This is a genomic window from Pseudomonas savastanoi (genome assembly GCF_020917325.1).
Classification (GTDB): Bacteria; Pseudomonadota; Gammaproteobacteria; order Pseudomonadales; family Pseudomonadaceae; genus Aquipseudomonas; species Aquipseudomonas amygdali.
On record NZ_CP076652.1, the window covers coordinates 1,790,570 to 1,815,890 of the forward strand.

At 58.3% G+C, this 25,321-nt stretch carries 18 protein-coding genes and 1 pseudogene; 8 read left to right on the forward strand and 11 right to left on the reverse strand.

What is annotated here, in order from left to right; genetic code table 11:
• Positions 1-82 precede the first annotated feature (82 nt).
• Positions 83-1,669, reverse strand: a complete 1,587-nt coding sequence (locus KP808_RS07980; RefSeq protein ID WP_230018001.1) for a lytic transglycosylase domain-containing protein — start codon at positions 1,667-1,669, stop codon at positions 83-85.
• A 99-nt stretch (positions 1,670-1,768) separates the two neighbouring features.
• Entirely contained in the window at positions 1,769-2,548 is a 780-nt protein-coding gene (gloB, locus tag KP808_RS07985) for a hydroxyacylglutathione hydrolase (protein ID WP_230018003.1), read from the reverse strand.
• Positions 2,549-2,629: 81 nt separating this feature from the next.
• Between gloB and KP808_RS07990 the strand changes: the two genes are divergently transcribed.
• Both KP808_RS07990 and rnhA read left to right on the forward strand, forming a co-directional pair.
• Positions 2,630-3,391, forward strand: a complete 762-nt coding sequence (locus KP808_RS07990; protein ID WP_005733148.1) for a methyltransferase domain-containing protein — start codon at positions 2,630-2,632, stop codon at positions 3,389-3,391.
• Positions 3,392-3,437: 46 nt separating this feature from the next.
• A complete protein-coding gene (gene rnhA, locus KP808_RS07995; RefSeq protein WP_002552748.1) occupies positions 3,438-3,887 on the forward strand; it encodes a ribonuclease HI in 450 nt (149 codons plus the stop codon).
• 21 nt (positions 3,888-3,908) lie between these two features.
• Here rnhA and KP808_RS08000 read toward each other — a convergent pair.
• Together KP808_RS08000 and epsC are read right to left on the reverse strand one after the other, a co-directional pair.
• Positions 3,909-4,821 (reverse strand): annotated as a pseudogene (locus KP808_RS08000) (VOC family protein).
• Positions 4,822-4,836: 15 nt separating this feature from the next.
• Entirely contained in the window at positions 4,837-5,601 is a 765-nt protein-coding gene (gene epsC / locus KP808_RS08005; RefSeq protein ID WP_230018005.1) for a serine O-acetyltransferase EpsC, read from the reverse strand.
• 260 nt (positions 5,602-5,861) lie between these two features.
• Between epsC and dnaQ the strand changes: the two genes are divergently transcribed.
• Positions 5,862-6,641, forward strand: a complete 780-nt coding sequence (dnaQ, locus tag KP808_RS08010; RefSeq protein ID WP_002552751.1) for a DNA polymerase III subunit epsilon — start codon at positions 5,862-5,864, stop codon at positions 6,639-6,641.
• Positions 6,642-6,662: 21 nt separating this feature from the next.
• Complete coding sequence (locus tag KP808_RS08015) at positions 6,663-7,217, forward strand: GNAT family N-acetyltransferase (RefSeq protein ID WP_004664371.1); 555 nt, start codon at positions 6,663-6,665, stop codon at positions 7,215-7,217.
• 46 nt (positions 7,218-7,263) lie between these two features.
• Here the strand turns inward: KP808_RS08015 and KP808_RS08020 are convergent, their stop codons facing one another.
• Positions 7,264-7,479 (reverse strand): hypothetical protein, encoded by a 216-nt coding sequence (locus tag KP808_RS08020; RefSeq protein ID WP_002552753.1) that lies wholly within the window; start codon positions 7,477-7,479, stop codon positions 7,264-7,266.
• A gap of 211 nt (positions 7,480-7,690) precedes the next feature.
• Between KP808_RS08020 and KP808_RS08025 the strand changes: the two genes are divergently transcribed.
• Together KP808_RS08025 and KP808_RS08030 are read left to right on the forward strand one after the other, a co-directional pair.
• Entirely contained in the window at positions 7,691-8,260 is a 570-nt protein-coding gene (locus tag KP808_RS08025; protein WP_004660698.1) for an NADPH-dependent FMN reductase, read from the forward strand.
• A gap of 137 nt (positions 8,261-8,397) precedes the next feature.
• A complete protein-coding gene (locus tag KP808_RS08030; RefSeq protein WP_230018007.1) occupies positions 8,398-13,623 on the forward strand; it encodes a M35 family metallopeptidase in 5,226 nt (1,741 codons plus the stop codon).
• A gap of 43 nt (positions 13,624-13,666) precedes the next feature.
• Here the strand turns inward: KP808_RS08030 and KP808_RS08035 are convergent, their stop codons facing one another.
• Together KP808_RS08035 and KP808_RS08040 are read right to left on the reverse strand one after the other, a co-directional pair.
• A complete protein-coding gene (locus KP808_RS08035; RefSeq protein WP_230018009.1) occupies positions 13,667-14,818 on the reverse strand; it encodes an acyl-CoA dehydrogenase family protein in 1,152 nt (383 codons plus the stop codon).
• A gap of 3 nt (positions 14,819-14,821) precedes the next feature.
• On the reverse strand, positions 14,822-15,919 hold the full coding sequence (locus KP808_RS08040; protein ID WP_219171158.1) for an enoyl-CoA hydratase/isomerase family protein: 1,098 nt from the start codon (positions 15,917-15,919) through the stop codon (positions 14,822-14,824).
• Between the two features lie 278 nt (positions 15,920-16,197).
• Between KP808_RS08040 and KP808_RS08045 the strand changes: the two genes are divergently transcribed.
• Positions 16,198-17,877 (forward strand): MFS transporter, encoded by a 1,680-nt coding sequence (locus KP808_RS08045; protein ID WP_230018011.1) that lies wholly within the window; start codon positions 16,198-16,200, stop codon positions 17,875-17,877.
• On the forward strand, positions 17,874-19,031 hold the full coding sequence (locus tag KP808_RS08050; RefSeq protein ID WP_230018013.1) for an HlyD family secretion protein: 1,158 nt from the start codon (positions 17,874-17,876) through the stop codon (positions 19,029-19,031). The genes KP808_RS08045 and KP808_RS08050 overlap by 4 nt, the downstream gene beginning before the upstream one ends.
• 649 nt (positions 19,032-19,680) lie before the next feature.
• Here KP808_RS08050 and KP808_RS08055 read toward each other — a convergent pair.
• The 4 genes from KP808_RS08055 to KP808_RS08070 all read right to left on the reverse strand — a co-directional run bounded on the left by KP808_RS08055 (position 19,681) and on the right by KP808_RS08070 (position 25,160).
• Positions 19,681-21,297, reverse strand: coding sequence for an inorganic phosphate transporter (locus KP808_RS08055; RefSeq protein ID WP_058401937.1), 1,617 nt, complete (start codon positions 21,295-21,297; stop codon positions 19,681-19,683).
• A 116-nt stretch (positions 21,298-21,413) separates the two neighbouring features.
• Complete coding sequence (locus KP808_RS08060) at positions 21,414-22,433, reverse strand: transporter (protein WP_002552763.1); 1,020 nt, start codon at positions 22,431-22,433, stop codon at positions 21,414-21,416.
• A gap of 170 nt (positions 22,434-22,603) precedes the next feature.
• Positions 22,604-23,425 (reverse strand): aldo/keto reductase, encoded by an 822-nt coding sequence (locus tag KP808_RS08065; protein WP_230018014.1) that lies wholly within the window; start codon positions 23,423-23,425, stop codon positions 22,604-22,606.
• A gap of 103 nt (positions 23,426-23,528) precedes the next feature.
• Positions 23,529-25,160, reverse strand: a complete 1,632-nt coding sequence (locus KP808_RS08070; RefSeq protein WP_326839556.1) for a methyl-accepting chemotaxis protein — start codon at positions 25,158-25,160, stop codon at positions 23,529-23,531.
• Positions 25,161-25,321 lie beyond the last annotated feature (161 nt).

Below are 25,321 nucleotides of genomic sequence, written 5' to 3' on the forward strand. Positions count from 1 at the left end.
AAAAAGACTGCAGGTGACTGCGCCGCCGGGGCTGCATCGGCCACCCGCCCCAAGGTTATCGAAGGGCAAGTGGCCGCGATCATCAGTGCGGCAGGTAAACGGTCAGGGTCTGACCGGGTTTGAGGGCCTGCCCGCTACGTGGATTCCAGCGCTTGAGATGTTGCATCTCGACGTTAAAGCGCTTGGCGACCAGGTACATCGAGTCGCCTTTCTGGATCTTGTACTGCATGGATTTCTTTTCGCCGTCTTTGGCGCTGGCGACCGTTTTACTGCTGGATTTGCTGGTGTCCTGCATGACCAGCGTCTGGCCGACCTTGAGCTTCTTGCCGGTCAGCTTGTTCCAGCGTTGCAGGTCTTCGACATCCACCTTGTTGGCTTGCGCGATGGTGGTCAGGTTGTCACCGCTGCGCACCTTGTAACTTCGGGTACGTGACGGCTTGTCGTTGCTGGCCAACGCTTCGAACACGGGCTGTGAATTCTGCATGCCCGGCTTGACCGGTATGCTCAGTGATTGACCGACCTTCAGGCGGTTGCCGGACAGCTTGTTATTGCCCTTGAGCGAGCTGACCGTGACCTGATAGCGACTCGCCAGGCTTTCCAGAGTATCGCCCTTGCGTACGCGGTAAGGCTGCCAGGCGACCAGCTCTTCCTGTTTCATGGTCAGCAGGCTGGCAGTCAGCAGTTGCGCCTTGGACGTTGGCACCAGCAGATGCTGAGGCCCATCGACCGTCAGGCGCTTCTTGTAGGCAGGGTTGAGCTGGATAAGCTCATCTTCGTCAATATCGGCAGCGCTGGCCACTTTGGACAGATCGACGCGCTTGTTGAGTTCGACGACTTCGAAATAGGGCTGGTTGGCGATCGGATTGAGGTTGACGCCATAGGCTTCCGGCGACAGTACTACCTGGGACAAGGCCAGCAGCTTGGGCACATAGTCCCGTGTTTCCTGCGGAAGTGGCAGGTTCCAGTAGTCGGTCGGCAGGTTGAGCTTGTCATTGCGCTCGATGGCACGGCTCACTGTGCCTTCGCCTGCGTTGTAGGCCGCCAGGGCCAGCAACCAGTCGCCGTTGAACATGTCATGCAGGCGGGTCAGGTAATCCAGTGCGGCAACAGTCGAGGCCTGGATATCACGACGTCCGTCGTAAAAGCTGGTCTGACGCAGATTGAAATAACGCCCGGTCGAGGGGATGAACTGCCATAGACCTACAGCCTGGCTGCGTGAAACGGCCATCGGGTTGTAGGCGCTTTCGATGACAGGGAGCAGAGCCAGCTCCAGCGGCATGTTGCGTTCTTCAAGACGCTCGACGATGTAATGCATGTACAGGCTGCCACGCTCGCCAGCGTTTTCCAGAAAGGAAGGGTTGTTGGCGAACCACAGGCGCTGCTGGTCGATACGGGGGTTTTGATCGTTGCCTTGTTGCAGTTGAAAGCCCTGACGCATGCGCTCCCACACATCTTGTGGCGGGGAGAGGGGAGTGACGGGCTTGTGAGACAGGAAAATCGGTTTTTGCTTGATGCCGGCGGCCAGATTAGGCGTGCGATGGCTGCTGACCGGGTCGACGCTGGCAGTGCTCTGGCAACCGGCCAGAAGCGCACTCGCGGTGACAGCCATGGCCTGAGCCAACCGAGTCAATGCGTCCGAATGTGAAGGCTTGCTGATAGATGACGACATTGTTCGGGGGGTACATCCAGACGAAAATGTCGGGCGATTCTAGGAAGCAGCCTGCCGTCGGTCAACCTTTCAGAATTTTATTGCGGTTTTATGGTCGGGTCAGAACTTATCTTTCCATGCCCTCAAGCTGGCAAAGACCGCACTCTGCGAGGTGTTTTGCCCGCCGCTCCGTTCGTCCGCTTTTTCTTTAACAGATGTTTCCCGGGTTCGCAGGAACGGGTTGGTGCGTTTTTCCAGAGCCAGGTTTGAAGGAAGGCTGATGCGATTTTCATTACGCCAGCGGGTGACTTCGGCGAGGCGTTGGGCAATATCCTGATTATCGGGCTCGACGGCCTGGGCGAAGCGCAGATTACTCAGCGTGTATTCGTGGGCGCAATAAATCAGCGTGCTGTCCGGCAGTTTGGCCAGACGCTCGAGGGAGTCATGCATCTGCTCTGGCGTACCCTCGAACAGACGTCCACAGCCTGCTGCGAACAGCGTGTCGCCGCTGAACAGCAAGGGCGTTGTAGCGTCTTCATGGTAGAAGGCGATATGACCGAGCGTGTGGCCGGGAACTGCATGCACCACAAACTCGAGGCCGAGCACTGTCAGTCGGTCATGGTCGACCAGTGCGATATCGCGTGCCGGAATAGTCTCTGCCGCAGGGCCGAGTACGCGTGCCCGGGTCGCCTGCTTGAGTTCCGCCACGCCGCCGACATGATCATTGTGGTGGTGGGTGATGAGAATATCGGTCAACCGGTAGTCCGGATGCTCCGCCAGCCAGCCCAGCACCGGTTTCGCGTCGCCAGGATCGACCACAGCGCATTGCTGGCTCGAAAGGTCTTGTAACAACCATATGTAGTTGTCATTGAAAGCAGGAAGGGCGTGGATCTGTATCATGGCGCAGTTCGCATAGCGGCGGACAATGGTGCATCTTAGAGTCTGTTGCCGCTGTACGCGAGCACCTCTGGAGGAGAACTCATGACCGATGAAGCGTTCGCTCAGGCTGATCCTGAGTGGCTTGCATTGATCCGCGCTGCCCGTGAATGGCTTTCCGGGCCGCTGGGGCAGCTTCTGCTCGAAGAGGAACGGCGCATTCTCGACGAAGAGCTGGGGCGGTATTTCGGCGGCTACCTGGTGCATTACGGCCCGTCGGCGCAAGCGCCGCCGGTTGCCCCGCAGGTGCAACGCAATGTGCGGCTCGGAGCACCATTGCCGGGCGTCGAGATTGTCTGCGAAGAGCAGGCCTGGCCATTGAGCGAGCACGCGGCGGATGTCGTGGTACTGCAGCACGGTCTGGATTTCTGTCTGTCGCCCCACGGGCTGCTGCGTGAAGCGGCCAGCAGTGTTCGGCCGGGCGGGCACTTGCTGATTATCGGCATCAACCCCTGGAGCGCCTGGGGCATGCGTCACGTGTTCGCTCGGGATGCGCTGCGCAAGGCGCGCTGCATCTCATCCTCGCGGGTCGCCGACTGGCTGAACCTGCTGGGCTTCGCGCTGGAGAAACGGCGCTTCGGATGCTATCGTCCGCCCCTTGCTTCAGCGGCATGGCAGTCACGCCTTGCTGGGCTCGAAAGCCTCGGCGAAGGACGTCAGAGCCCCGGTGGCGGCTTCTACCTTCTGGTGGCGCGTAAACTGGTGGTAGGCCTGAGGCCTGTACGTCAGGTACGCCGCGACCCTATCGGCAAGCTGATTCCCATGCCGATGGCCAAGGTCAGTCGCAACACTCAGGATCATTCCTGAGCAATGCCCTGCTGCACATGAAGCCCATCATTCTGGAAAGGTCGTAATGAGCGATAGCGTTGAACTCTTCACCGACGGTGCCTGCAAGGGCAATCCTGGCCCGGGCGGGTGGGGTGCCCTGCTGGTGTGCAAGGGTGTCGAAAAAGAGCTGTGGGGTGGCGAGGCCAACACCACCAACAACCGCATGGAGCTGACGGGTGCCATTCGCGGGCTCGAAGAGCTCAAGCGACCCTGCGAAGTGACGCTGGTGACCGACTCTCAGTACGTGATGAAAGGCATTACCGAGTGGATGGTCAACTGGAAGAAACGCGGCTGGAAAACCGCGGCCAAGGAACCGGTCAAAAATGCCGATCTGTGGCAGCTGCTCGATGAACAGGTCAGCCGGCATAACGTGAAATGGCAGTGGGTACGAGGCCATATCGGCCATCCCGGCAACGAGCGTGCCGACCAGCTCGCCAACCGTGGTGTTGACGAAGTGCGTGGCATAAAAAGCTGATATTCGTCAGTCGACGTTCAGTCAAACACTCTGTACGAAATCGAGGATGACATTGCCTGCCGCGTGCGGCGCCACGAGGACGCGGTCCGGTATTTCATGACCCCGTATTTCATGATGAGCCACGTCATTACGCGCCAGTATTGCGCGCAGATCGATGAGGCTCGTAGTGCGCAGCCGGATGGAAATCGCATGGGGGCGCTCCCTGGTAATTGCAGGTAGTTCGACGCCCGGAAATTCCAGGGCAGCTGTAGCGGCGTCAATCGCTCGCAATAAGCCGCATCGGGTATCAGCCTCCAGGCTCCAGGGCGGCACCGTTGTATGTCACCGCATTGCCGTAGATAGCTCGCCAGCGGGGTTCAAGCCGTTTGGGGTCTGCCAGATAAGTGATTGCCAGAATCCCGTCTGCGCCATTGGGGTGGTTCTGCCAGCCGCGCACCCAGATCAGTTCAGGACGATGCTGATGGCAGATAAAATTGGAGGCGTCCGGGAGTTCCGGGTCGATGAAGAGCGCCAACGAAACAACAGCTTCATCGTCGCGACCATCGGGAAGCGTCATTTTTCGGCGAAAATCAATACGGCCCTGGCTTTCAAGCCCTGCAGCCGCCATACGCGCGTGGTCATCGTCGGCATCTTTACTGTGCAGCGCCACCAGCGAAACGCCTTCTTCGCCGCGGTCGAGGAATTGACCCAGCTGACGTCCGAAGCAGAAACCGTTTACCGAGTGGGTGCCGAATTTCGAAGCATCTTCGACGCCGATTAATTCGATGAAGTTACTGGGAAACATCATCAACGAGGTGACGGTTCCCCAAGGGTGGTAGCTGACCGGCGAAGGTGCGAAGCCGATTCTGCGATACAGCTCCAGAGCCTCGGCATGATTGCGCACGGTGACAAGAGGATGATCGATACCCTGCGCAAATTGAGCAACGGCTGTCATGGTAATAGCTCCTGATTAGCCTTTGGATTTTGTCGTAAAGGTCGCCAGAAAAGCAGGGGCATTACCCACCACCTTTGCCGGTGTGCCGGCGACGACCGTTTCAGCCGCCACGGCTTTGAGTACGACCGAGTTGGCCGCCACAATGGCATTGGCCCCTACTTCGATGTTCCCCAGAACGGTTGCTCCGGCGCAAATCAGTGCGCCTCTGCGGATTTTCGGGTGTCGGTCGCCTGCTTCGTTGAGAGTGCTGCCCAGCGTGACACCGTGCCAAAGGCTCACTTCATCTTCGACTACTGCGGTTTCCCCGATGACAAGGCCGATGCCGTGGTCGACAAACAAGGATTTGCCGAGGCGTGCCGCCGGGTGAATATCGATGTTCCAGGTGTTGGCCGCCCAGTGCTGTACTAGCACCGCGCTTTGCTCATCGCCCTCAGCCCACAGTGCATGGGCGATGCGGTATGCCTGAACGGCCTGTATGCCACGGAAGGTCAGAAAGGCCGTGAGGTGATCCGGGCAGGCAGGATTGACTGTTTCCAGATGGTTGATATCGGCAGCTGCTGCCTGAGCGATGGACGGCCTGGCCTTTATGATCGCCTTGAACCAGTCTTCCAGCGCCACGTTACTCGCTTGGGCCTGCATCTGTCGGGCAAGGTTCGCAGCGAGCGCATCCTCGAAAGTCGAATAGGCCAGCAGGTGGCTTGTCGCGTAATCGCCGAGTACCGGGTTGCGCTCGGTCAGTTGCCGGGCTTGATCGCGAAGGCGCTGCCAAAGAGGGCTCATATCGATCTCCTGTTGCCGATGGGTCGAGTATGGACACGCGACAGACGCGTCAGCAATCATCGCAAACTCGGAACTCTGTTGCCTTTATCGCAACTCATGGTGCAACTCGTGAGGTGTGCGAGTTCCGGGTAAAATCGCCGAATCCGTTGTATCCCGGCAGCGCCCGCTGACGTTTATCCCTTTCAATTGCGGATGGATCCGACAGGCTCGCAGCTTCCATGGCGTGTTAGAATCGCGGCCTGTAGATGAGGCGACAGTCAATGGCATTGCAAAACCTGGATAACAGATCGATCGTTCTCGATACCGAAACCACCGGTATGCCGGTGACAGATGGTCACCGGATCATCGAGATCGGTTGTGTCGAGTTGATTGGCCGGCGCCTGACCGGTCGGCATTTTCACGTGTACCTGCAACCTGATCGCGAAAGTGACGAAGGCGCGATTGGTGTTCACGGTATCACCAACGAATTTCTGGTCGGCAAGCCCCGGTTTGCCGAAGTCGCCGATGAATTTTTCGAATTCATCAAAGGCGCGCAACTGATCATTCACAACGCAGCGTTCGATGTTGGCTTCATCAACAACGAATTTGCCTTGATGGGTTCGCAGGACAGGGCTGATATCACCCAGCACTGTTCGATCCTCGACACCCTGATGATGGCCCGCGAGCGCCATCCGGGGCAGCGCAACAGTCTGGATGCCCTGTGCAAGCGCTACGGCGTCGACAACTCGGGCCGCGAGCTGCACGGCGCACTGCTCGACTCTGAAATTCTGGCCGACGTCTACCTGGCGATGACCGGCGGGCAGACCAGCCTGTCGCTGGCTGGTAATGCCTCTGACGGCAACGGCTCCGGTGAAGGCTCTGGCAACCGAGGCAGCGAAATCCGCCGTTTGCCTGCCGATCGCAAACCTTGCCGCATCATTCGTGCTTCGGAAAGTGAACTGGCCGAGCATGAGGTCCGTATGAGCACCATTGCCAAGGCATCCGGTGCACCTGCTTTGTGGGTACAAATGCTGGAAGCCGCAGCGCAGACGTCCTCCTGACAGCAACCAGCGAGTGGTGACATGAACGTGGCAAACCCTGCCTTGAGCATTCGGATCGCAGACGAATGCTTCGAGGACTACATTCTCAATAGCGAATTCACGTTTACAGTGCTTGGCTATGCCCAACCGCGTATCGGCGAAAGCGTTGATTCATGGCAGGTTGAGCTGGTCGAGCCGTACAGCAAGAATTATGGTATCGATTCTCAGGAGTTTGCCGATCATCGCGATGCCGCCACGAGTTCGGTGATGGTAGCCTGGCTGGATGACCGCCCGGTTGGCCATATCGTGATGAGCACTCACTGGAGCGGGTTCGCCTACATCGATGAATTGGCGGTAGACGAGTCGGCGCGTCGTCATGGGGTCGCGCGCTCATTGCTCGATGTCGCTCAATTCTGGAGCCGCAAGCGCAATCTGCCCGGCATCGTTCTGGAAACCCAGAACAATAACCTGGGTGCCTGCAGGTTGTATGAGCGTTGTGGATACGTGGTAGGCGGGGTGGATCATATGCGCTATCGAGGCATAGATCCCAACACACGTGAAACGGCAATTTTCTGGTATCTGATCTTTTCTGACTAGCAACTTCCCGCTGGCAGCGGTAGCTCGAGCGGGAGTTCTGTTTGTATTACGGCGTTGTACGGGTGATTTTCACGCCCGATTGCACCAGTTGAAAGTCTTCACCACCCAGATGCTTGACCCGGTCACCAATTGCCAGTCTGTAAGTGATTACCGGCTGCCCGCCCTGCACCTCACCCGGCTGCGATTCCTGGAATTCATGGACCGGGTAGACGCGACCTTCGGCATCTCTGGCATGAAATTGTCCGACGAGAACTGAAGCCATTTGCTCTGTAACCTCTGAAACTGAATATAACTGCTGGTTTACGAATCCATCGAGGCTAGTAGACCACTGATCTATAGGTGAGTTTGCCGGCAGGAAAAAAATAATCCGGGCGGTTGTGGCGCGTCGGGGAATTGACCAGGGCAATGGTCGTCTAAAGGCGGCTGTTGTTGTATACCTGATCTTCCCTATTAATCAGATGACGGATATTTTCATGAGCCAGGTTCATACCATTGCCGTATTGGTCGGCAGTCTGCGAAAAGACTCCATCAACCGAAAAATTGCGCTTGCCCTCGCGGAGCTGGCACCTGCCAGCCTTAAACTGAATATCGTCGAAATTGGCGATTTGCCTCTGTATAACGAAGACATTGATGGCGCTTCTCCGCCGCCAGCCTACAGTGCATTTCGCGACCAGTTGGGCGCTGCCGACGGCGTGCTTTTTGTAACACCGGAATACAACCGTTCGGTGCCTGGTGCCCTGAAAAATGCCATTGATGTGGGCTCGCGTCCTTACGGCAAAAGCGCTTTCAGCGGCAAACCCGGCGCGGTCATAAGCGCTTCTCCGGGTGCTGTCGGTGGCTTTGGTGCCAACCACCACCTGCGCCAGTCTCTGGTATTTCTGGACGTGCTGTGCCTTCAGCAGCCTGAGGCATACCTGGGTGGCGCTGGAAGCTTTTTCGATGAAGCGGGCGCACTGTCCGACAAGACACGGCCATTTCTGGAGAAGTTCATCAACGCCTTCGCTGCATGGGTTGAAAAGAACGTCCAGCCTTCCGTTAATTGATGTGAGCGACGTGCGCCTGCGGACCCATTGCTTTATGTAACGCAGGCGCGTCGTGCTACCTCAATAAGCTGTTTCCTTTTCCTCTGCCACGTGCCCCGGCGCAGTGAGCGATGAGGGCTATTCAAAGGAAACAGCACATGCCAACAGTACTTCCCTATTTTTTCAGCGACTCTCTGCGCAGCCGATTCACACAGGACATTCATGACGCAGTCGGCAGCTCACGCATCAGCAGTGAAGATGGCAAGTGGCTGCAATTATTGGTCGGAGTAAGTGTCGAGCCCAACAGCGATGCACCCCGTCCAAGAGCTGATCGGCTGATCATAGGCGACAATTCGCCCGATAACGCCGAACTTGCGGGTGCCTTGTTAATCAGCGACCCCACGCCAGGTGTCGCGCCAGTCTTTTTGAGTACCCTGACCTTCGGGGTTGAGCGATTCGAGAGCCGCACTTCGCTGCTAATTGCCTTGCAGCAGCGGTTTGGCGACGTCAGCGATATATCGACTATCGAGGCAGAGCGTGTCGAGGGCTCGCTCTTCGAAGCGCGTACGCTGGCGATCATGCGCCAGCAGGCCGGGCATCTGGAACGCCTGTTGGTCCAGTTGCAGGAGCTGCCGGACCTGCGAGCTGCGGCAGGCAAGGCCTTGCAGACGGCGTTAGTGCAGAGAGGCGTCGCAGACAGCGTCGACGTTTTCAGTCAGGTGGTGCAGATTCTGGGCACTGACCCCGGAGCCAATCCGGTGGTGTCATCGGTAGTGGGCACTCAGTATCTGGCTGATGCTGCTGTGCAGGCATTTTCCCTGAACGTTCTTCCGACGGGTCTGATACGGCAATTTCTGGATGCGCGGGGCCTTGTCTTGCCGCAAGCGCAGAGCGAGCTTTTCGAGCTGGCGCTGGCTGACGTGGTTTCGGGAGTCCGCGATGCATACGAGCAATTGCTGTCTGACTATTGGATGTCAAAACGACAGGACGGCCGTACAGTAAGAGACTTTATTGGTCATGCGCTCGCTGAGTGCTTTCTTCAGCATCTTTTATCGAGCCGGGCACATGGCACGATGACTGAGGCAGAGTATCGCTGTTTGCTCAGCCTGTTACCCTCGCAACCTGGGAATGCACAGTCGATACGCGTTCAACGGCTGTCAGTCACCGTTGGGGGACAGGAGCCTGTCAAGCTGGTGGGCGTGTTCCTGATTGATTTTCCCGCAGAACAGCCGTCGAGTGCGTTTCTCTACTTCTCGCTGTCGGGCTTCTTGCGCTTTGATGATCCGGCTCGTGCAATAGCGCACGTACTGAGCGACCCCTCACGTGCCGAGCTGCTGTTTTATTCATCCTTGAACGATCACCTTGCCATTAAAGAGAAGGGTAAGGTCGAGTCGTATCAGGATGCGTTCGCCAACGTGTTTTTCAGTGAATTCGCTGACTCTGTGATCGCTCTGCAAAAGCGCAATCTGCGTTATGTCCTGGGCCTGCCACCGATCCAATACGAAAAAAATCCGGTTCGGGTTGATGATGCACTGGACATTCGCGGACTTCTGGATGGCCGGCTATCAAACCTCCACGACTCAGGGCGCTGGCGTCCGGAAGTGCTGCCCTTTGGCCAAACCTGGGGAGCCTCGATCCAGGCTTGCGTGGGGGAGCATCCGGAGACTGTTTCCGAGCCTTCTTACAACTGGATTGGCAAACTGAAGAAGCTTGATGTGTTGCTTGAGCGCGTTGATGTTCTGCATGCCGGTGTAGAGGGCTGCATGCGCCACGCGCTGAACCGTTATCTGGCTGTAATTGGAGGACCACCTCTGGATGCCCGGGCCCTTTGGATCTTGCCGGCTGCCGTGGATGCGGTGCCTGTGCGGCTGCTTTCTTTGGCGCTTGACCGCGTTTGCGGCTACACGCAGGACCCCCTGTCAGACAGCGTGGTGGTGGCAGGGCTGATAACTCCGGTTCTGAATCGGCCGTTGCAACGTCTGCCGTTGGCATTGCTCGAACAAATACTGGTCTGTGTACAGGAGGAGTTTGCTCGCCGTTTCGAAGAGCAAATCAGCCAATTCTATTCACGTACGGTTCGTCAGCTGGATAGCAGCGAGCGCCCCGGTTTGATATCCGGCCTGGTCCGCGAGTATGCACTGCGCCTGGAATTGCTTGTTGAAAAGCGTACAGGTTTGCTTCCCGAGTCGGTCATCGAGAGCGTTCAGCAATTACTGGACCGGCCACTGCCTGCTCTCAGGGAGGCTCTGGGTGAGTCACGGGTCGATGCGTTCACCGTTTCTGTTCAGTTCGATCCTGAATCACCTGCAATCCAGGTGCCCAACGCATTCGTGATCAATAACAGGCTTGCTCACAGCTCGCCCGCTCTGTGGGTACTGAGCAAGGGACTTGTAAGTTTCGAAACCCTGCAGGCACTGAAAGACTATGTTGCTGCGCGGTTGACAGGTTTCGAACTGGTTTCGCACTTGTCGGGGGTTCTTGCCGAGCCGGACAGGCAGAGGCTGCTTGATCATCGTACCCAGACTGGCACGCTGGATCTCAAGGTAAAACTGCAACGCATTGAAGAGCATTTCATCGAAACGTTACAACGTGGCGAGGTGGAACGTCAGCGAAGCACTGTGGCGTATCTTTATCAGCAGGCCGTGACCTGGCGGGTACCGTCAGAACTTTTCGTCAACCTGCTGGGTGCAGGAGAGCGCGATGACCGAAATCGCCAGGCTCTTGGCTATCTGGGCGTTGCCATCCAGTTCATCATCTACAAAGCCATCGTCCCTTCATGGGTCAGCGAAGCGTCGGGGACTGATCAGATTACGCTGGTGAATGCCCTGCAGCGGTTCTATGTGACCTGTGTCGGCCAGAAAGATTTTTTGTTTGATATACCCAGTCTCTATGACTACTCCTGCGAGCGCCTGAAAAGCAGGTTCAACACCGATTTCACCGAGCCTCGCCCTGACCCTGAAAGCGTCCGGGTGACAATGGCGCATTACATTCCCGTCCCGGCCGCACCGGGGCAGACACCCCAGTCGATACCGGCGGCCACACAATCAGTCAGCGAAACCCTTGTGCAATACGCCATCGACCGTTTCCTGTCCAGGCAGGACGGGGTCATCCTTCTCTCATCAGCGGACGATAAGCCACTGCACGCGTCGCTCACTCCGGCTTACGTTCGTGATCTGGTGAGGTCGCTGGACATCGCTGCGGGTTACCGGAGCATGCTCGACCCGATCCTTGCCGCGACTGCTCCTGATTACCTCAAGCGACGCAAACTGTTCGTCGATCAGATCCCTTCGCTGGATATACTGCGAGCGTTTGCCCTCAGGCTCAAGAATGAGTTGTCCGAGCAAGCTTATACGGTTATCGAAAACGTTCTTAATATGCCCGATGCCATTGCACGCCTTCCTGTCAACGGCGGCAAGATGGTGTTCAGCCCCCTGCAGTTGCTCCCTGCCAAGGAAGGCTGGGAGCCGACCCTCGTACTCAATACGTATCTGATGGGGCCGCATGAAAGCCAATCGGGACCGTGGGTGCTTTACGCGCCACTGCACGACGAATTTGTTTTCAAGGAGTACCCGGACCAGGCTGCGCTGTTGAGGGACATCCATACCTCTACCTATCTTCAAGCGTACATTCTGGATCGTGTTGATCCCCATTTGCGCAAAGTCTATGACAAAGGTGGCTTCGTGGAGCCGCATCTACCTTTCAGTGCAGAATCCTCTTTTGACGTGCCCTTTGATACTCCTGCACCGGTGACCGTGCAAATCGATCCCTATAACGGTAACTGTCTGCTGCTGATGTTCGAGGGCGCTCTGGATACGCTGAAGTTACAAGTGCAACAGCACAGCGTCACTAATGCCGAACAGCGCCGCGCTGCTTCCCGGTACCTGTTCGCTCTGGGGGCCGAGCAAGTCATGGCACTGATGCCGGGGCGTCTGGGTGCATTGGTTGGTATCATCCAGGGGCAGGCGCTATTGAATCTGTCGGTCATCTCGGCCGGGGGGCAGCACTGGGGCAAGGCCCTGTCGGAGTTCATGGCTGCCTTGAGCGTAATGATCTCTTCCGGTCAGAACTCTTCGGCATTCACATCACGTGCGGTTGACGAGACCAGCACGTTACCAGACGACGCTGCTCTGTCCGACACGCTTTTGCAACTGGAAGATGAGCCCGATGAGTCCGGGTTTTCCTGGAGCAATAGCTCACTGACGCAGCAGATACGAGACCGTCTGCGCGAATTCGAAGCTCATGACATCGCCTTGTACACGCTGCAAAGGGATGAGCTGTTAAGTGTCTACCGCGATCCGGCCACCGGTAGAAAGTATGCAGCCATTGGTGGTAAGACCTATGAATTGCAGGCCGATGAGGACGGTTGGTTCATTATTGCGGGCAAGAAGATTGGCCCCTCGGTCAGTCTTGATGCCGATCAGCAATGGAAACTCGATATTCAGGGCGGGCTAAGAGGTGGCGGTGGTGCGCTTACCCGTATTGAAGGCAGCGTCATTGATGATCTGGTTGACGACCTCATAGTCATCAATGCTCGAGGTATGTCCGAGATTCGACATTCCTATCGAGAAATGGCCCAGGCCATCGAAGATGCATATGCTCAGGCTCAGCACTATCTGGAAAACTGTCTGGCCAACCTGACCAGGCGATTGCCGGACGGAAAGGCAGATCCACGGACGGAAAAGATACTGGCTGATTTTTTTGCTCAGAAGGTCCCGGATGAGCATGTGTATAAAGTCACCAAAAAGGCCGTTACCAAGATTTACGAGGAGTTGATGAGCCCTTCGATGTCGCCTATCGACTCCAAGCGTTACGTGGTCGGCATTAACCGGGTGGGCAACGAGTCCGCCAGTGCGTTTATCTTCGAAGCTGACCCATTAAGGCGGGTTTTTCTGACTGAGCAGTTCTTTCGTTTGCCTACCTACCGTTTCAAGCTCAACGTCATTCGCTCGGGTGAATTCAAGCATGGTCCGCATTATCGCGCCACGATCCTGATTCATGAGTTATCTCACCTGGTGCTCAAGACTGACGACATTGCCTATCTCGAATCTCAGGCGCCGTTTGTTGATTTACTGGATGATGCATCGGAGTATCGACTGCGCATCAGAAACGAGCTGACCTATCAACAGCAGAAGACCCTGTCCTACCACACTGACCGCGACAAACTGTTCAGGCAGCTGGATGAAGACGCGTGGCGCGACTTGAGGCGAACGGACGGTAATGGTAAGCAGACGATTCTGCGGATAGCGGGTAAGAAGACCCTAGATGAGGCTCGAGACGTGTTTTACGACGATGTTCGCAAGCGTATCGACATCACGCTTAAAAACGCCGACTCGGTCGCGTTGCTGGTGACACTGCTTGGGCGGGAGCGATTCATGCCGCGCTGACAGCATGCCCCGGCGACAGGCATCGCCGGGGCAATCGCGTTTATCAGACCAGATAATGACGCAGTTCGCGGGCAATCAGCAGGCGCTGGATCTCACTGGAGCCTTCGTAAATCTGGGTGATTCGCGCGTCCCGGTAGAAACGCTCGACAGGGTAATCCTCCAGGTAGCCATAGCCACCATGAATCTGGATGGCTTTGGAGCACACCCATTCGGCCATTTCCGAAGCGAACAGCTTGGCTTGCGAGGCTTCGGACAGGCACGGCTGCCCGGCGCTGCGCAGGCGCGCGGCATGCAGAATCAACAGCCGCGAGGCATTGATGCGGGTGTGCATATCGGCCAACAGGTTGGCGATGCTCTGGTGCTCGATGATCGGCTTGTCGAACTGCACGCGTTCACGCGCATAGGCCAGCGCGGCCTCAAACGCGGCGCGGGCGATGCCCAGCGCCTGCGCCGCGATGCCGATACGGCCACCTTCCAGATTGGAGAGGGCAATGGACAGCCCCTTGCCGCGCTCACCCAGCAGATTGGCCGCCGGGATACGGCAATTGTTAAGCGTGACGGCGCAGGTGTCGGACGCCCTGATGCCCATCTTGTGTTCGCTACGGTCAACCACGAAACCGGAGTTTTCGGTGGGTACCAGAAACGCTGACAGGCCCTTTTTACCAAGCTGCGGGTCGGTCACGGCAAACACAATGGCCAGTTGTGCGCGTTTGCCGTTGCTGACGAACTGTTTGGCACCATTGATGACCCACTCATCACCTTGCAACTCGGCACGAGTGCGCAGGTTATGGGCTTCGGAGCCCGCATGCGGTTCGGTCAGGCAAAAGCAGCCTATCGCCCGACCGGTGGCGAGCTTTTCCAGCCAGGTGTGTTTCTGCTCATCAGTCCCGTAATTGAGCACCGGCCCGCAGCCGACTGAGCTGTGTACGCTCATCAGCGTGCCGGTAGCTGCGTCGGCGGCGGAGATTTCTTCAACCGCCAATGCATAGGCGACATAGTCGATGTAGGTGCCGCCCCATTGCTCCGGCACTACCATGCCTAAAAGGCCCAGCTCGCCAAGTTTGGCGACCAGCGCATCATCGATCCAGCCAGCCTTTTCCCAGGCCTGGGCGTGCGGGGCGATTTCGTTGCGGGCAAAGTCGCGCGCCATGTCGCGAATCATTACCTGTTCTTCGGTCAATTCAAGGTCGTGCACGACTTAATTCTCCACACCGCTGAAGAAACTCTGTACATGCGCGCTGCTGACGTCCTGCGCGCTGGCGTGTTTCCATTGCGGCTTCTTGTCTTTATCGATTATCAGGGCGCGTATGCCCTCAATCAGGTCGCCGCGCTCGAACCATTGGCGGTCCAGGTGCAGTTCCATGGCAAAGCAGTCCTGTAGTGGCAAGTGACGGCCACGCCGGAGCATTTCCAGGGTCACGGCCATCGCCAGCGGCGAGTGACGCTTCATGCGGTCGACGGTATCCAGCGCCCACTCACGAGTGTCGCCGATGACCACCTCTTGCAACTGCTCGAGCATGCTGGGGATATCCGGCAAACCAAAAAAATGATCAATGGCCGGGCGCAGGGTTTCCAGAGGCGGGTAGGGCAGGCGTTGGGTCGCCAGCTTGGCGAGGGCACCCTGCAGGTCCTTGAGTGGCGTCGATTTCCATTTCAGGTGGTCGAGCATATGGTCGAGGCGCGGCAGCAGTTCGCTGTTCATCGACCAGTTGGCAAGACCGCAGTACAAGGCATCGGCAGCGCCGATCTGTGACCCGGTCACGCCCAGCCAGGTGCCCAGCTCGCCAGGAAGACGCGACAGGAAATAACTGCCGCCGACATCCGGAAAGTAGCCAATGGCGACTTCCGGCATGCCCAGCCGGCTGCGTTCGGTCACCACGCGCAGGTCTGCGCCCTGGACCAGGCCCATGCCGCCGCCCAGCACCAGACCGTCCATCAGGGCCAGTATCGGTTTGCGGTAACGGTGAATGGTCAGGTCCAGCTCATACTCTTCGGCAAAGAACGTGTAGTGCAGGTCCTGGCCGTTCTGATGGCTTTCGTACAGTGAACGGATATCGCCGCCTGCGCAGAATGCCTTGCTACCTGCGCCGCGCAGAACCACGGCATGAACAGACGGGTCGTCAGCCCAGAGATCAAGCTGCTGGCGAAGTGTGCGGACCATGTCCAGATCGATTGCGTTCAGGCCTTCCGGGCGATTGAGGGTCAGGTGACCCATGTGGTTACGCACCTCGACAACGATCGAATCCCGGCTGGTGGGTTGTCGAACCGGGCGGGCCGATGAAACCTGTGAACTCATTCTGAACTCCTTGTTCGGTTGCGCTTTCTTCTTGTTCGAGTCTTGTTGGAGCGTCGCAGAAGATCCTAGCAGCGCAAATGTGCAAAGCAAAACTGCGTTTAAGCATAGCCTGAAGTTTTACAAAGCCACTATTTAGAGCGTTTGCGGGGGACTGAGCTTTACTGCGCCGGGCTGGCTGAGGTGAATCATTGCCTGGCTGATGAGTATTATGACTGTCATTAGTGTCACAAAAGGGAATTCCTCGGGTGCACCCATGAAAGCCTCCATGACCGTTCTTTATGACCGATAAATATGCCCCGCGCGAGTGGGCCGCCCATGAGCGTCCGACCATGCCCGGCTCGCCTTCGACGCCGCTGCATTCCGATGCGCGGCGCTGGGCATTTGCGCTGGTGGGGGTGATCGTCGCGCTGACTGGCGGGCTCGGTAACGCGCTGGTGGTTGCCAACCTGCCGTATTTGCAGGGTGCGCTGGGTGCGACGTCGCAAGACATCGCCTGGTTGCCCGCTGCGTACATCATGACCAATGTGTCAATGAATCTGCTGCTGGTGAAGTTTCGTCAGCAGTTCGGTTTGCGCGCGTTCACCGAACTGTTTCTGGTGCTTTATGCGCTGGTGACGCTGGCGCACCTGTTCGTCAACGATATTGACTCGGCCATCGCCGTGCGTGCGGCGCACGGCATGGTCGGTGCTGCGCTCAGTACCCTTGGGCTGTACTACATGATTCAGGCGTTTCCGCAGAAGTGGCGGCTCAAGGCGCTGGTGCTCGGGCTTGGCACTGCCCAGCTGGCGACGCCGCTGGCCCGGCTGGTGTCAGAAGACTTGTTGCAGATCGCCCAGTGGCGCGGTTTGTACCTGTTTGAACTGGGTATGGCGCTACTCTCGCTGGGTTGCGTACTGCTGCTCAAGCTGCCACCGGGTGATCGTTTCAAGGCGTTCGAAAAACTGGATTTTCTGACCTTCGGCCTGCTGGCCGGCGGTTTTGCGCTGCTCTGTGCGGTTCTCTCACTGGGGCGTATCGAATGGTGGCTGGAAGCGCAGTGGATAGGGCTGGCGTCGGCAGCCTCCATTATGCTGATCTGCGCCGGACTGGCCATTGAGCATAATCGCAGCAATCCGTTGCTGATCACGCGTTGGCTCGGCAGCGGGGCTATTCTGCGTCTCGGGCTGGCCGTTATCCTGTTTCGCGTGGTGCTGTCCGAGCAGTCGGTGGGCGCGGTAGGTTTTCTTCAGGCGCTGAACATGGGCAGTCAGCAACTGCACACGCTGTATATGGTGATGTTGCTGGGCAGTGTCGCCGGGTTGGCGGTCAGTGCGCTGACCATCAACCCCGCGCACCTGATCAAGCCGTTGCTGATTTCTCTGGCGATGATGGCCGTCGGTGCCTGGATGGACAGCCATTCGACCAATCTGACCCGTCAGTCGAACATGTACCTCAGTCAATTCCTGCTGGCGTTCGGCGGTACGTTTTTTCTCGGTCCGACGCTGGTGCTGGGGATCAGCGGGGTACTGGCCAACCCGCGCAACATGGTGAGTTTTTCGGTGTTGTTCGGGATCACACAAAACATTGGCGGCCTGATCGGGTCTGCTGCACTGGGCACTTTCCAGATCGTGCGCGAGAAGTTTCACTCCAGTCATATCGTTGAACACCTGACCCTGATTGACCCGCTGGTTCAGGCGCGATTGCAGAGCTACAGCGCCAGTTACAGTTCGGTTATTGCCGACCCGTCGCTGCGCAACACTCAAGGCATGCGCGCAATGGCTACGGCTGCGACCCGAGAAGCCAACGTGCTGGCCTATAACGATGTGTTCATGCTGATCGCCCTGATTGCCGTGCTGACCATGATCTGGATTTCAGCCCGGGTCCTGTGGCTAAAAATGACCACTCAACCTTTGGCGCTGGCGCCTGTAGCACCTGCCGCTTCGCCCTCCGTATCCAATTCCGGCGTTAAATCTTCATGAACGAATCCACGACCTCAGATACAGAAACAACCCGCAGCGCGCCGCCACCGGCACCGTTGACGTCCCCGGTGACCAGCAAGCCGCGCTCGGCCCGCAAGCGAGTCGTGTCTTCGGTGATCTTCGCTGCCGTCGCGCTGATCGGGGTAATGGTTGTGCTGTATGCCTGGCAACTGCCGCCGTTTGCCAGCCCGATAGAGAGCACCGAGAACGCCCAGGTAAAGGGCCAGACCACGCTGATCGGGCCGCAGTTGAGCGGGTATGTGTACGAAGTGCCGGTTCAGGACTTCCAGTTCGTCAAGGCCGGCGACTTGCTGGTGCGCCTGGATGACCGTATTTATCGCCAGCGCCTGGATCAGGCTATTGCGCAACTGGCGGTACAGAAAGCCTCGCTGGCCAATAACCTGCAACAGCGACGCAGTGCCGAAGCGACCATTGGCCAGCGCCAGGCTGAACTGCAGAACAGCATCGCCCAGAGCCGCAAGAGCGCTGCCGATCTGCGTCGCAATCAGGCACTGGTGACCGATGGCTCGGTATCGAAAAGCGAGCTTGATGTGACCCGTGCTGCCGATGCGCAGGCAAACGCTGCGGTTGCTGAAGCCAAGGCGGTATTGCAGATCGCCCGCGAGGACCTGCAAACGGTGATCGTAAACCGCGGCTCGCTGGAAGCTTCAGTGGCCAATGCGCAGGCAGCCATCGAGCTGGCGCGCATCGACCTGGACAACACTCGCATTGTCGCCCCGCGTGACGGGCAGTTGGGGCAGATCGGCGTGCGCCTTGGTGCCTACGTCAACTCGGGCGCACAATTGATGGCGCTGGTACCCGAGCAGCGCTGGATCGTGGCCAACATGAAAGAGACCCAGATGGCCCATGTGCGCCTTGGCCAGCCGGTGAGCTTTACCGTTGATGCGCTGGACGGCCACCAGATGCACGGCCACGTACAACGCATTTCGCCTGCCGCAGGTTCTGAATTCAGTCTGCTGCCCGCCGATAACGCGACCGGCAACTTCGTGAAGATTTCCCAGCGCATCCCGGTGCGCATCGTGGTCGATGCCGATCAGCCAATGCTGGAGCATTTACGGCCGGGAATGTCGGTGGTGGTGAGTATCGACACCAGCGCGGACGGAGACGTGCCGCCTGATCCGGCGGTGCGCTGAACCTCTGGATGATCGATGATGCTGGACGCGGGCAGGATTCGATCCGATGCACGTTGACTATCATGCCGACGCTCCGCGTCGGCATGCAGTTCATGACGCTCTGCGTCATCCACCTCTGATGCGAAACAACATCATGCCTTACTCGCAGCAGCTGCCAACGCAGTGCTTTTCAACCGCGATGGCACAGACGACGCAGAGTGCGACGTAAGTGACGGCTGAGTCCTGGCGCTGATCCGGTGGTAGCCTGGCAGGACGCCAGGCTAGCCGCACCGGACCATGGATGGTCCGTTGCGGCGACCCCCGGATCAGTGACAGGGCGAAGGAGCCCGACGAAGTCGGGCCGGAAACAGGAGCGAGGGGATTTGCCTGCTTTGGCCCCATCAAAGTAGGTCGCCGAGGGGCGAAAAGGTCACCTGAGTCGAACCCTAATCTACCTGAAACCACAGAACCGCTTTGTGACGCGGAGCGTCACGAACTGCATTCCCACGCGGAGCGTGAGGAACGAGCGGCGTCTGGGATAGCAAAGGTGACGTGAGCCGAACTCTAATCCACCTGATGTCACAGAACCGCTGTTTGACGCGGAGCGTCACGAAAGGCGTGCCGACGCGGAGCGTCGGCATAGTCAAAGGGGGGCCAAACGCAACAGGCATCAGAACAGCTTACTGAACACCCAGTACAGCGAACCCGAAAGCAGGATGGCAGCCGGCAGGGTCAACACCCAGGCGGTGGCCAGATTGCGCAAGGTGCGCATTTGCAGACCTGAACCGTTGGCGACCATCGACCCCGCGACCCCGGATGACAGCACGTGGGTGGTCGAAACTGGCAGCCCGTACATGTCCGCCGCGCCGATGGTGAACATCGCCACGACTTCTGCCGACGCGCCTTGTGCGTAGGTCATGTGCGTCTTGCCTATGCGCTCACCTACGGTCACGACGATGCGCTTCCAGCCGACCATCGTGCCCAGCCCCAGAGCAATAGCGACCACAATCTTGACCCAGGTCGGAATAAAACGCGTCGCGCTGTCGATCTGCCCTTTGAACGCATCGAGCTTGGTCTGCGTATCGGCGTCGAAATTGCCTACCTTGTTCTTATCCATCACCCGGATGGTTTCCGAGGTCAGGTACATGTCGTTTCGAACGTTGGTCACCGCTTCCGCAGGCACCTTCGAGAGCGAGCCGTAGCTGGCGACCTGATTGCCGATCTTGCCGGTCATGACCGCCAGCGCAGGGATCAGGTCGGGACCTGCCTGTTTGCTGACCAGATAATCCGACAGGGTCTGGCGCGAGTCAGCCGGGGCAGGCAGGGGAACACTGCGCATCAGTGCCTGTTGGGTGACCTCTGCCACCGCGCCGAACTGAGTGGCCTGATCGGCCGGCATAGTGCGGTTGAGCGCATAGGCCATCGGCAGCGTACCGACCAGAATCAGCATGATCAGCCCCATGCCTTTCTGCCCGTCGTTGGAGCCATGAGCAAATGATACGCCGGTGCAGGTCACGATCAGCATGGCGCGAATCCACAGCGGTGGCGGCGCATTGCCTTCTGGTGCCTTGTACAGCGCGCGGTTCTTGATGAACATGCGCATGGCCAGCAACAGCAAGGCGGCACAGCCGAAACCCACCAGCGGCGACAGCAACAGCGAGTAGCCTATTTTGGTCGCCTGAGACCAGTCCACGCCACTGGTGCCGTCTCGTCCGTGCATCAGGGCGTTGGCGATACCGACCCCGATGATCGAGCCGATCAGCGTGTGTGACGAGGACGCCGGCAGACCCAGCCACCAGGTGCCGAGGTTCCAGATGATCGCCGCGATCAACAGCGCGAAGATCATCGCAAAGCCTGCCGATGAGCCGGTTTGCAGAATCAGTTCCACTGGCAGCAGCGCGATGATGCCGAACGCCACCGCACCACTGGAGAGCATCACGCCGAGAAAGTTGAAGAACCCTGACCAGACCACCGCAAAGCCGGGTGGCAGGGAATGGGTATAGATCACGGTGGCGACCGCGTTGGCGGTGTCATGGAAACCGTTGACGAATTCGAACCCCAGTGCAATCAGCAACGCCACGCCCAGCAGCACGAACGGGGTCCAGGTGGTGACCACCGTGCCCATGTCGTCGACATCCTGCTTGAGGCTGTAGCCAGTGAAAAGCAGGCCGGCGATGAGTATCGCGAAGAAGATGACCATGGTCAGTCGACCCGGTTTGCGCCCGAAGTGAGTTGCCGACAGGCCCGCCCGGCCCGTCGCATCGGGAGAAAGTGCGTTTATAGCCATGTTCGCAATCCTGATTGAAAGAATATTGACATGGTCATTGCAAAATGTGACAGAGATGCGACATGCGAGTAATCAGTGGCCTTTTGCGCCAGATTTCTGACAACCGGCAGGCCGGGTCAATAATCGCCACGCTTGCGAAACGCCCAGCGTCCCGCGACCAGCGTAAACGTCGCGACCAGTGCCACCAGAATCCAGAAGCCTTCAGGGTCGGACGCCAGTGGCACACCCCCCACGTTCATGCCGAAAAAGCCCGCGACAATGTTGATCGGCAATGCCAGAACCGTTACCACGGTCAGGGTAAACAGGGTTCTGCTGCTCTGTTCGTTGAGGTTGGCGGCAATCTCTTCCTGCAACAGTTTGATGCGCTCGCCCAGTGCCGTGAGGTCGTTGATCACCAGCGAGGACTCTTCGATGGACTGACGTAGCGCCTGGACATCCTGCTCGCGCAGCCATTGCGGAGGCTTGTGCAACAACCGCATCAACGAACCCGGTTCCAGCGCCAGCAGACGTTGTAGCCGCACCAGCACCCGGCGCATGGCGCCGAGTTCGGAGCGATTGTTGCTCAGTCGCTGCGAAAGCAACTGGTCCTCAATGCGGTCGACGTTGACGCTGGTCTTGCGCAGAAACTGGGTCAGCACTTCGCCCTGATCGCTCAGCAGGTGCGCGAGCAGTTCCAGCGGTGAATCAAACTGTTCGCCGCGTTTGACCGCCGAGCGCAACTTGTCTACCGAACGCAGTGGCTGCAGCCGGGCGGTGATCAGCAAGCGCTGGCGGGCGCAGACCCACAAGGTCGAGATGTCGGTCGAGAGCCTGTTGAAATCGAACACCACATCGTTGACTACTGCCAGCAACGTGGCGTCGACGTGCTCGATTCGGGTAGAACGCGAACCCTCGTGCAGGGCCTCGAAAAACTCTTCCGGAAGGTCCAGATGGGTTTTCATCCAGCGCTCGCAGGCTGCGTGCGACAGGTTCAGGTGCAGCCAGATGAAGTCGTTCTCTTCGGGAGGGTTTTGCAGGTAATCCAGCGCGGCGGCCGAACCGATCTCCTGGCCACTTTCAGCGTGGCGAAAACGGAAGCCGTAGAGCAGACCGAAAAGGTCGGAGTCCTGATGGTGGTGAGCAATACTGTGGTTCATGGCTGTCCACGTGCGGCCTGGCCCGGGCAGGGAGGCGAAGGCCGCATGATGACAAGGCGTTATTTCATATTTGTGACAGCTTGTTGCCGGGTGTGTCATCTGTCACATGAAGAGACGGCCGCATTGGCGGCCGTTCAGTCAATCGACAGCTGCTACTGCATCGACACCGGTCAGACCATTGCCAGCGGTACTTTGCGAGTCGGCGCTGGCCAGGCCAGATCAATGTCGGCCAGGTCGCGCTCGGTGAGGCGAATCTGCTCGGCAGCGATATTCAGACGGATATGCTCCGGGTTGGTCGCCTTGGGAATGGCGATCATGTTGTCCTGACGCAGCACCCACGCCAGGGAAATCTGCGCCGGTGTTGCTTCATGGCGTTTGGCGATTTCGTGCAGGGCAGGGTGGTAAAGCAGATCGCCGGCCTGGCCAATCGGGCAGTACGCCATCATCGGTAAGTGGCGGTCTGCGCTCCACAGCATCAGGTCGAACTCGATGCCGCGTTGTTCCGGGTTGTACAACACCTGGTTGGTCGCGCAACGCGGGTTGTTCAGCTCGATCATGTCCGGGACATCAAAGTTGGAAACGCCCCAGGCGCCGATTTTTCCGGATTCCTGCAGGCGTTCGAAGGCTTCGACGGTTTCGGTCAGTGGGTACTGACCCGGCCAGTGCAGCAGATAAAGGTCGATGTAGTCGGTGTTCATCCGGCGCAGGCTTGCTTCGCATGCAGCCGGGATGCCGCTACGGCTGGCATTGTGCGGATAGACCTTGCTGACCACGAATACCTTGTCGCGTTGCCCGGCGATGGCTTGCCCGACGATCTCTTCGGCAGCGCCGTCGGCGTACATCTCGGCGGTGTCAATCAGGGTCAGGCCCTGTTCGATACCCAGGCAAAGGCCAGCAATTTCTGCCGAGCGCAGGTGCCCTTTTTCACCCATGTGCCAGGTGCCCTGACCCAGCACTGGTACAGTTCTGCCTGCCAATTCCAGTGTGCGCATGTGACCCCCTGCAATAAATAAGCAGCTAAATGAGCGATTGATTAAGCAGGTGTCAGGCAACAAGAGGCGCACTAGGTTCCGTGCACCCCATCGCAATGCAGATTTAAACCCGGAACTGCTTCAGCAGCCCGTTCAGTTCTTCGCTCAAGTCGCGCAGGTGCAGGCTGGCCGAAGTCGATTGTTCAGCGGCCAGTGCGGTGCTTTGGGACAGTTGCGCGGCCTGGGTCACGTTCTGGTTGATGTCGTCCACCACATGCGTCTGCTGCAGAGTCGCGCTGGCAATGGAGGTGTTCAGGCTGTTGAGGTTGCGTAGTGCCTGACTGATGGACGTCAGGCTCTGGCCTGCCTGATTGGCCTGCTCGATGGTCAGTTGCGAGGAACGGCTGCTGTCGCCGATTACCTTGACTGCCGCGTCGGAATGCTTTTGCAGGCGTTCGATCATGGCCTGGATTTCTGCGGTCGACTTCTGGGTGCGCTGGGCCAGCAGACGTACCTCGTCAGCCACCACGGCAAAGCCACGACCCTGTTCACCTGCGCGTGCCGCTTCGATGGCGGCGTTCAGTGCCAGCAGGTTGGTCTGCTCGGCAATCGAACTGATGACTTCCAGTACGCTGCCGATCTGCGTGCTCTCGCCGGCCAGACTCTGCATTACTTCAACGGCCTGACCGATGGTGGCGGACAGGTGCCCGATCTGGCGCAGGCTGTTATCGATGTTGACCTGACCCTGCTGTGCCTGTGACTCGGCATCACGCATTTCGTTGGCGGCATGCTCGGCGTTCTTGGCCACGTCCTGTACGCCATAGGTCACTTCGTTGACCGCGGTGGCAACCAGGTCCATTTGTTGGGACTGCTGCTCGCTGCGTTTCTGCGCCTGCTCGGCATTGCTGCCCAGATCCGTCGAGGCCTGGCCCAGCGCCACGGCCGAATTCTGCAACTGGCCGACGACATTGCGCAGCTTGGCGACAAAGGCGTTGAAGTGCACGCCCAGCTCGGTGATTTCATCCTTGCCGTGGGTTTCCAGCGTGCGGGTCAGGTCACTTTCGCCACTGGCGATGTTGGCCATTGCACCGACCGCCGCTCTCAGCGGCCGCACGATACTGCGCACAATCATGACCAGTAGCAGGACCATGACCAGCACGATGCCGGCGATGAACATCCCGGCGTTCCACAGCTGTGTCTTGAACTCTGCCGCTACGTCATCGACGTATACGCCCGACCCCAGAATCCAGCCCCAGGGCTGAAAAAGCTGCACGTAAGAAGTTTTTTTCACCGGCTCGCTGGCACCGGGCTTGGGCCAGCGGTAATTCACCATCCCGGCACCCTGGGCTTTGACCAGCGTGACCATTTCGTTGAACACCGCAAAGCCGTCCGGGTCCTTGATGGTCGATATGTCCTGGCCTTCAAGTTTGGGGTTGGTGGGGTGCATGATCATCACCGGGCGCAGGTCATTGATCCAGAAGTAGTCGCTCTGGCTGTAACGCAGGCTCTTTATCTCTTTCAAGGCCTGCTGTTGCGCAGCCTCGCGTGTCATGCCGCCTGCAGCTTCAAGCCCCTGATAAAACGAGAGGATGCCGCTGGCAGTCTGCACCACATGCATGGTTTTCTCGGCCTTGGCCTGATACAGGTCGTTATGCAGCTGCCTGAGCAGCGTCGCCGACAGGACGAAGAGCATCAGCACTGAAACGACAAGAATCAGCCACAGACGGCGACTGATGGACAAACTGCGCATACTCATGATTGGCATCCCATGCATTATTTTTTTTCTTCTGATGACTCCGATCCGCGCAACGCGCGATTCAGAGCTTTTTAAGCATCTCGGCGCATCCTGACCAAACATGAGCGGCCGGTCACACTTTTTAACGGCGTACATCGCTATGGCGAAAGGCTTACAGCAAC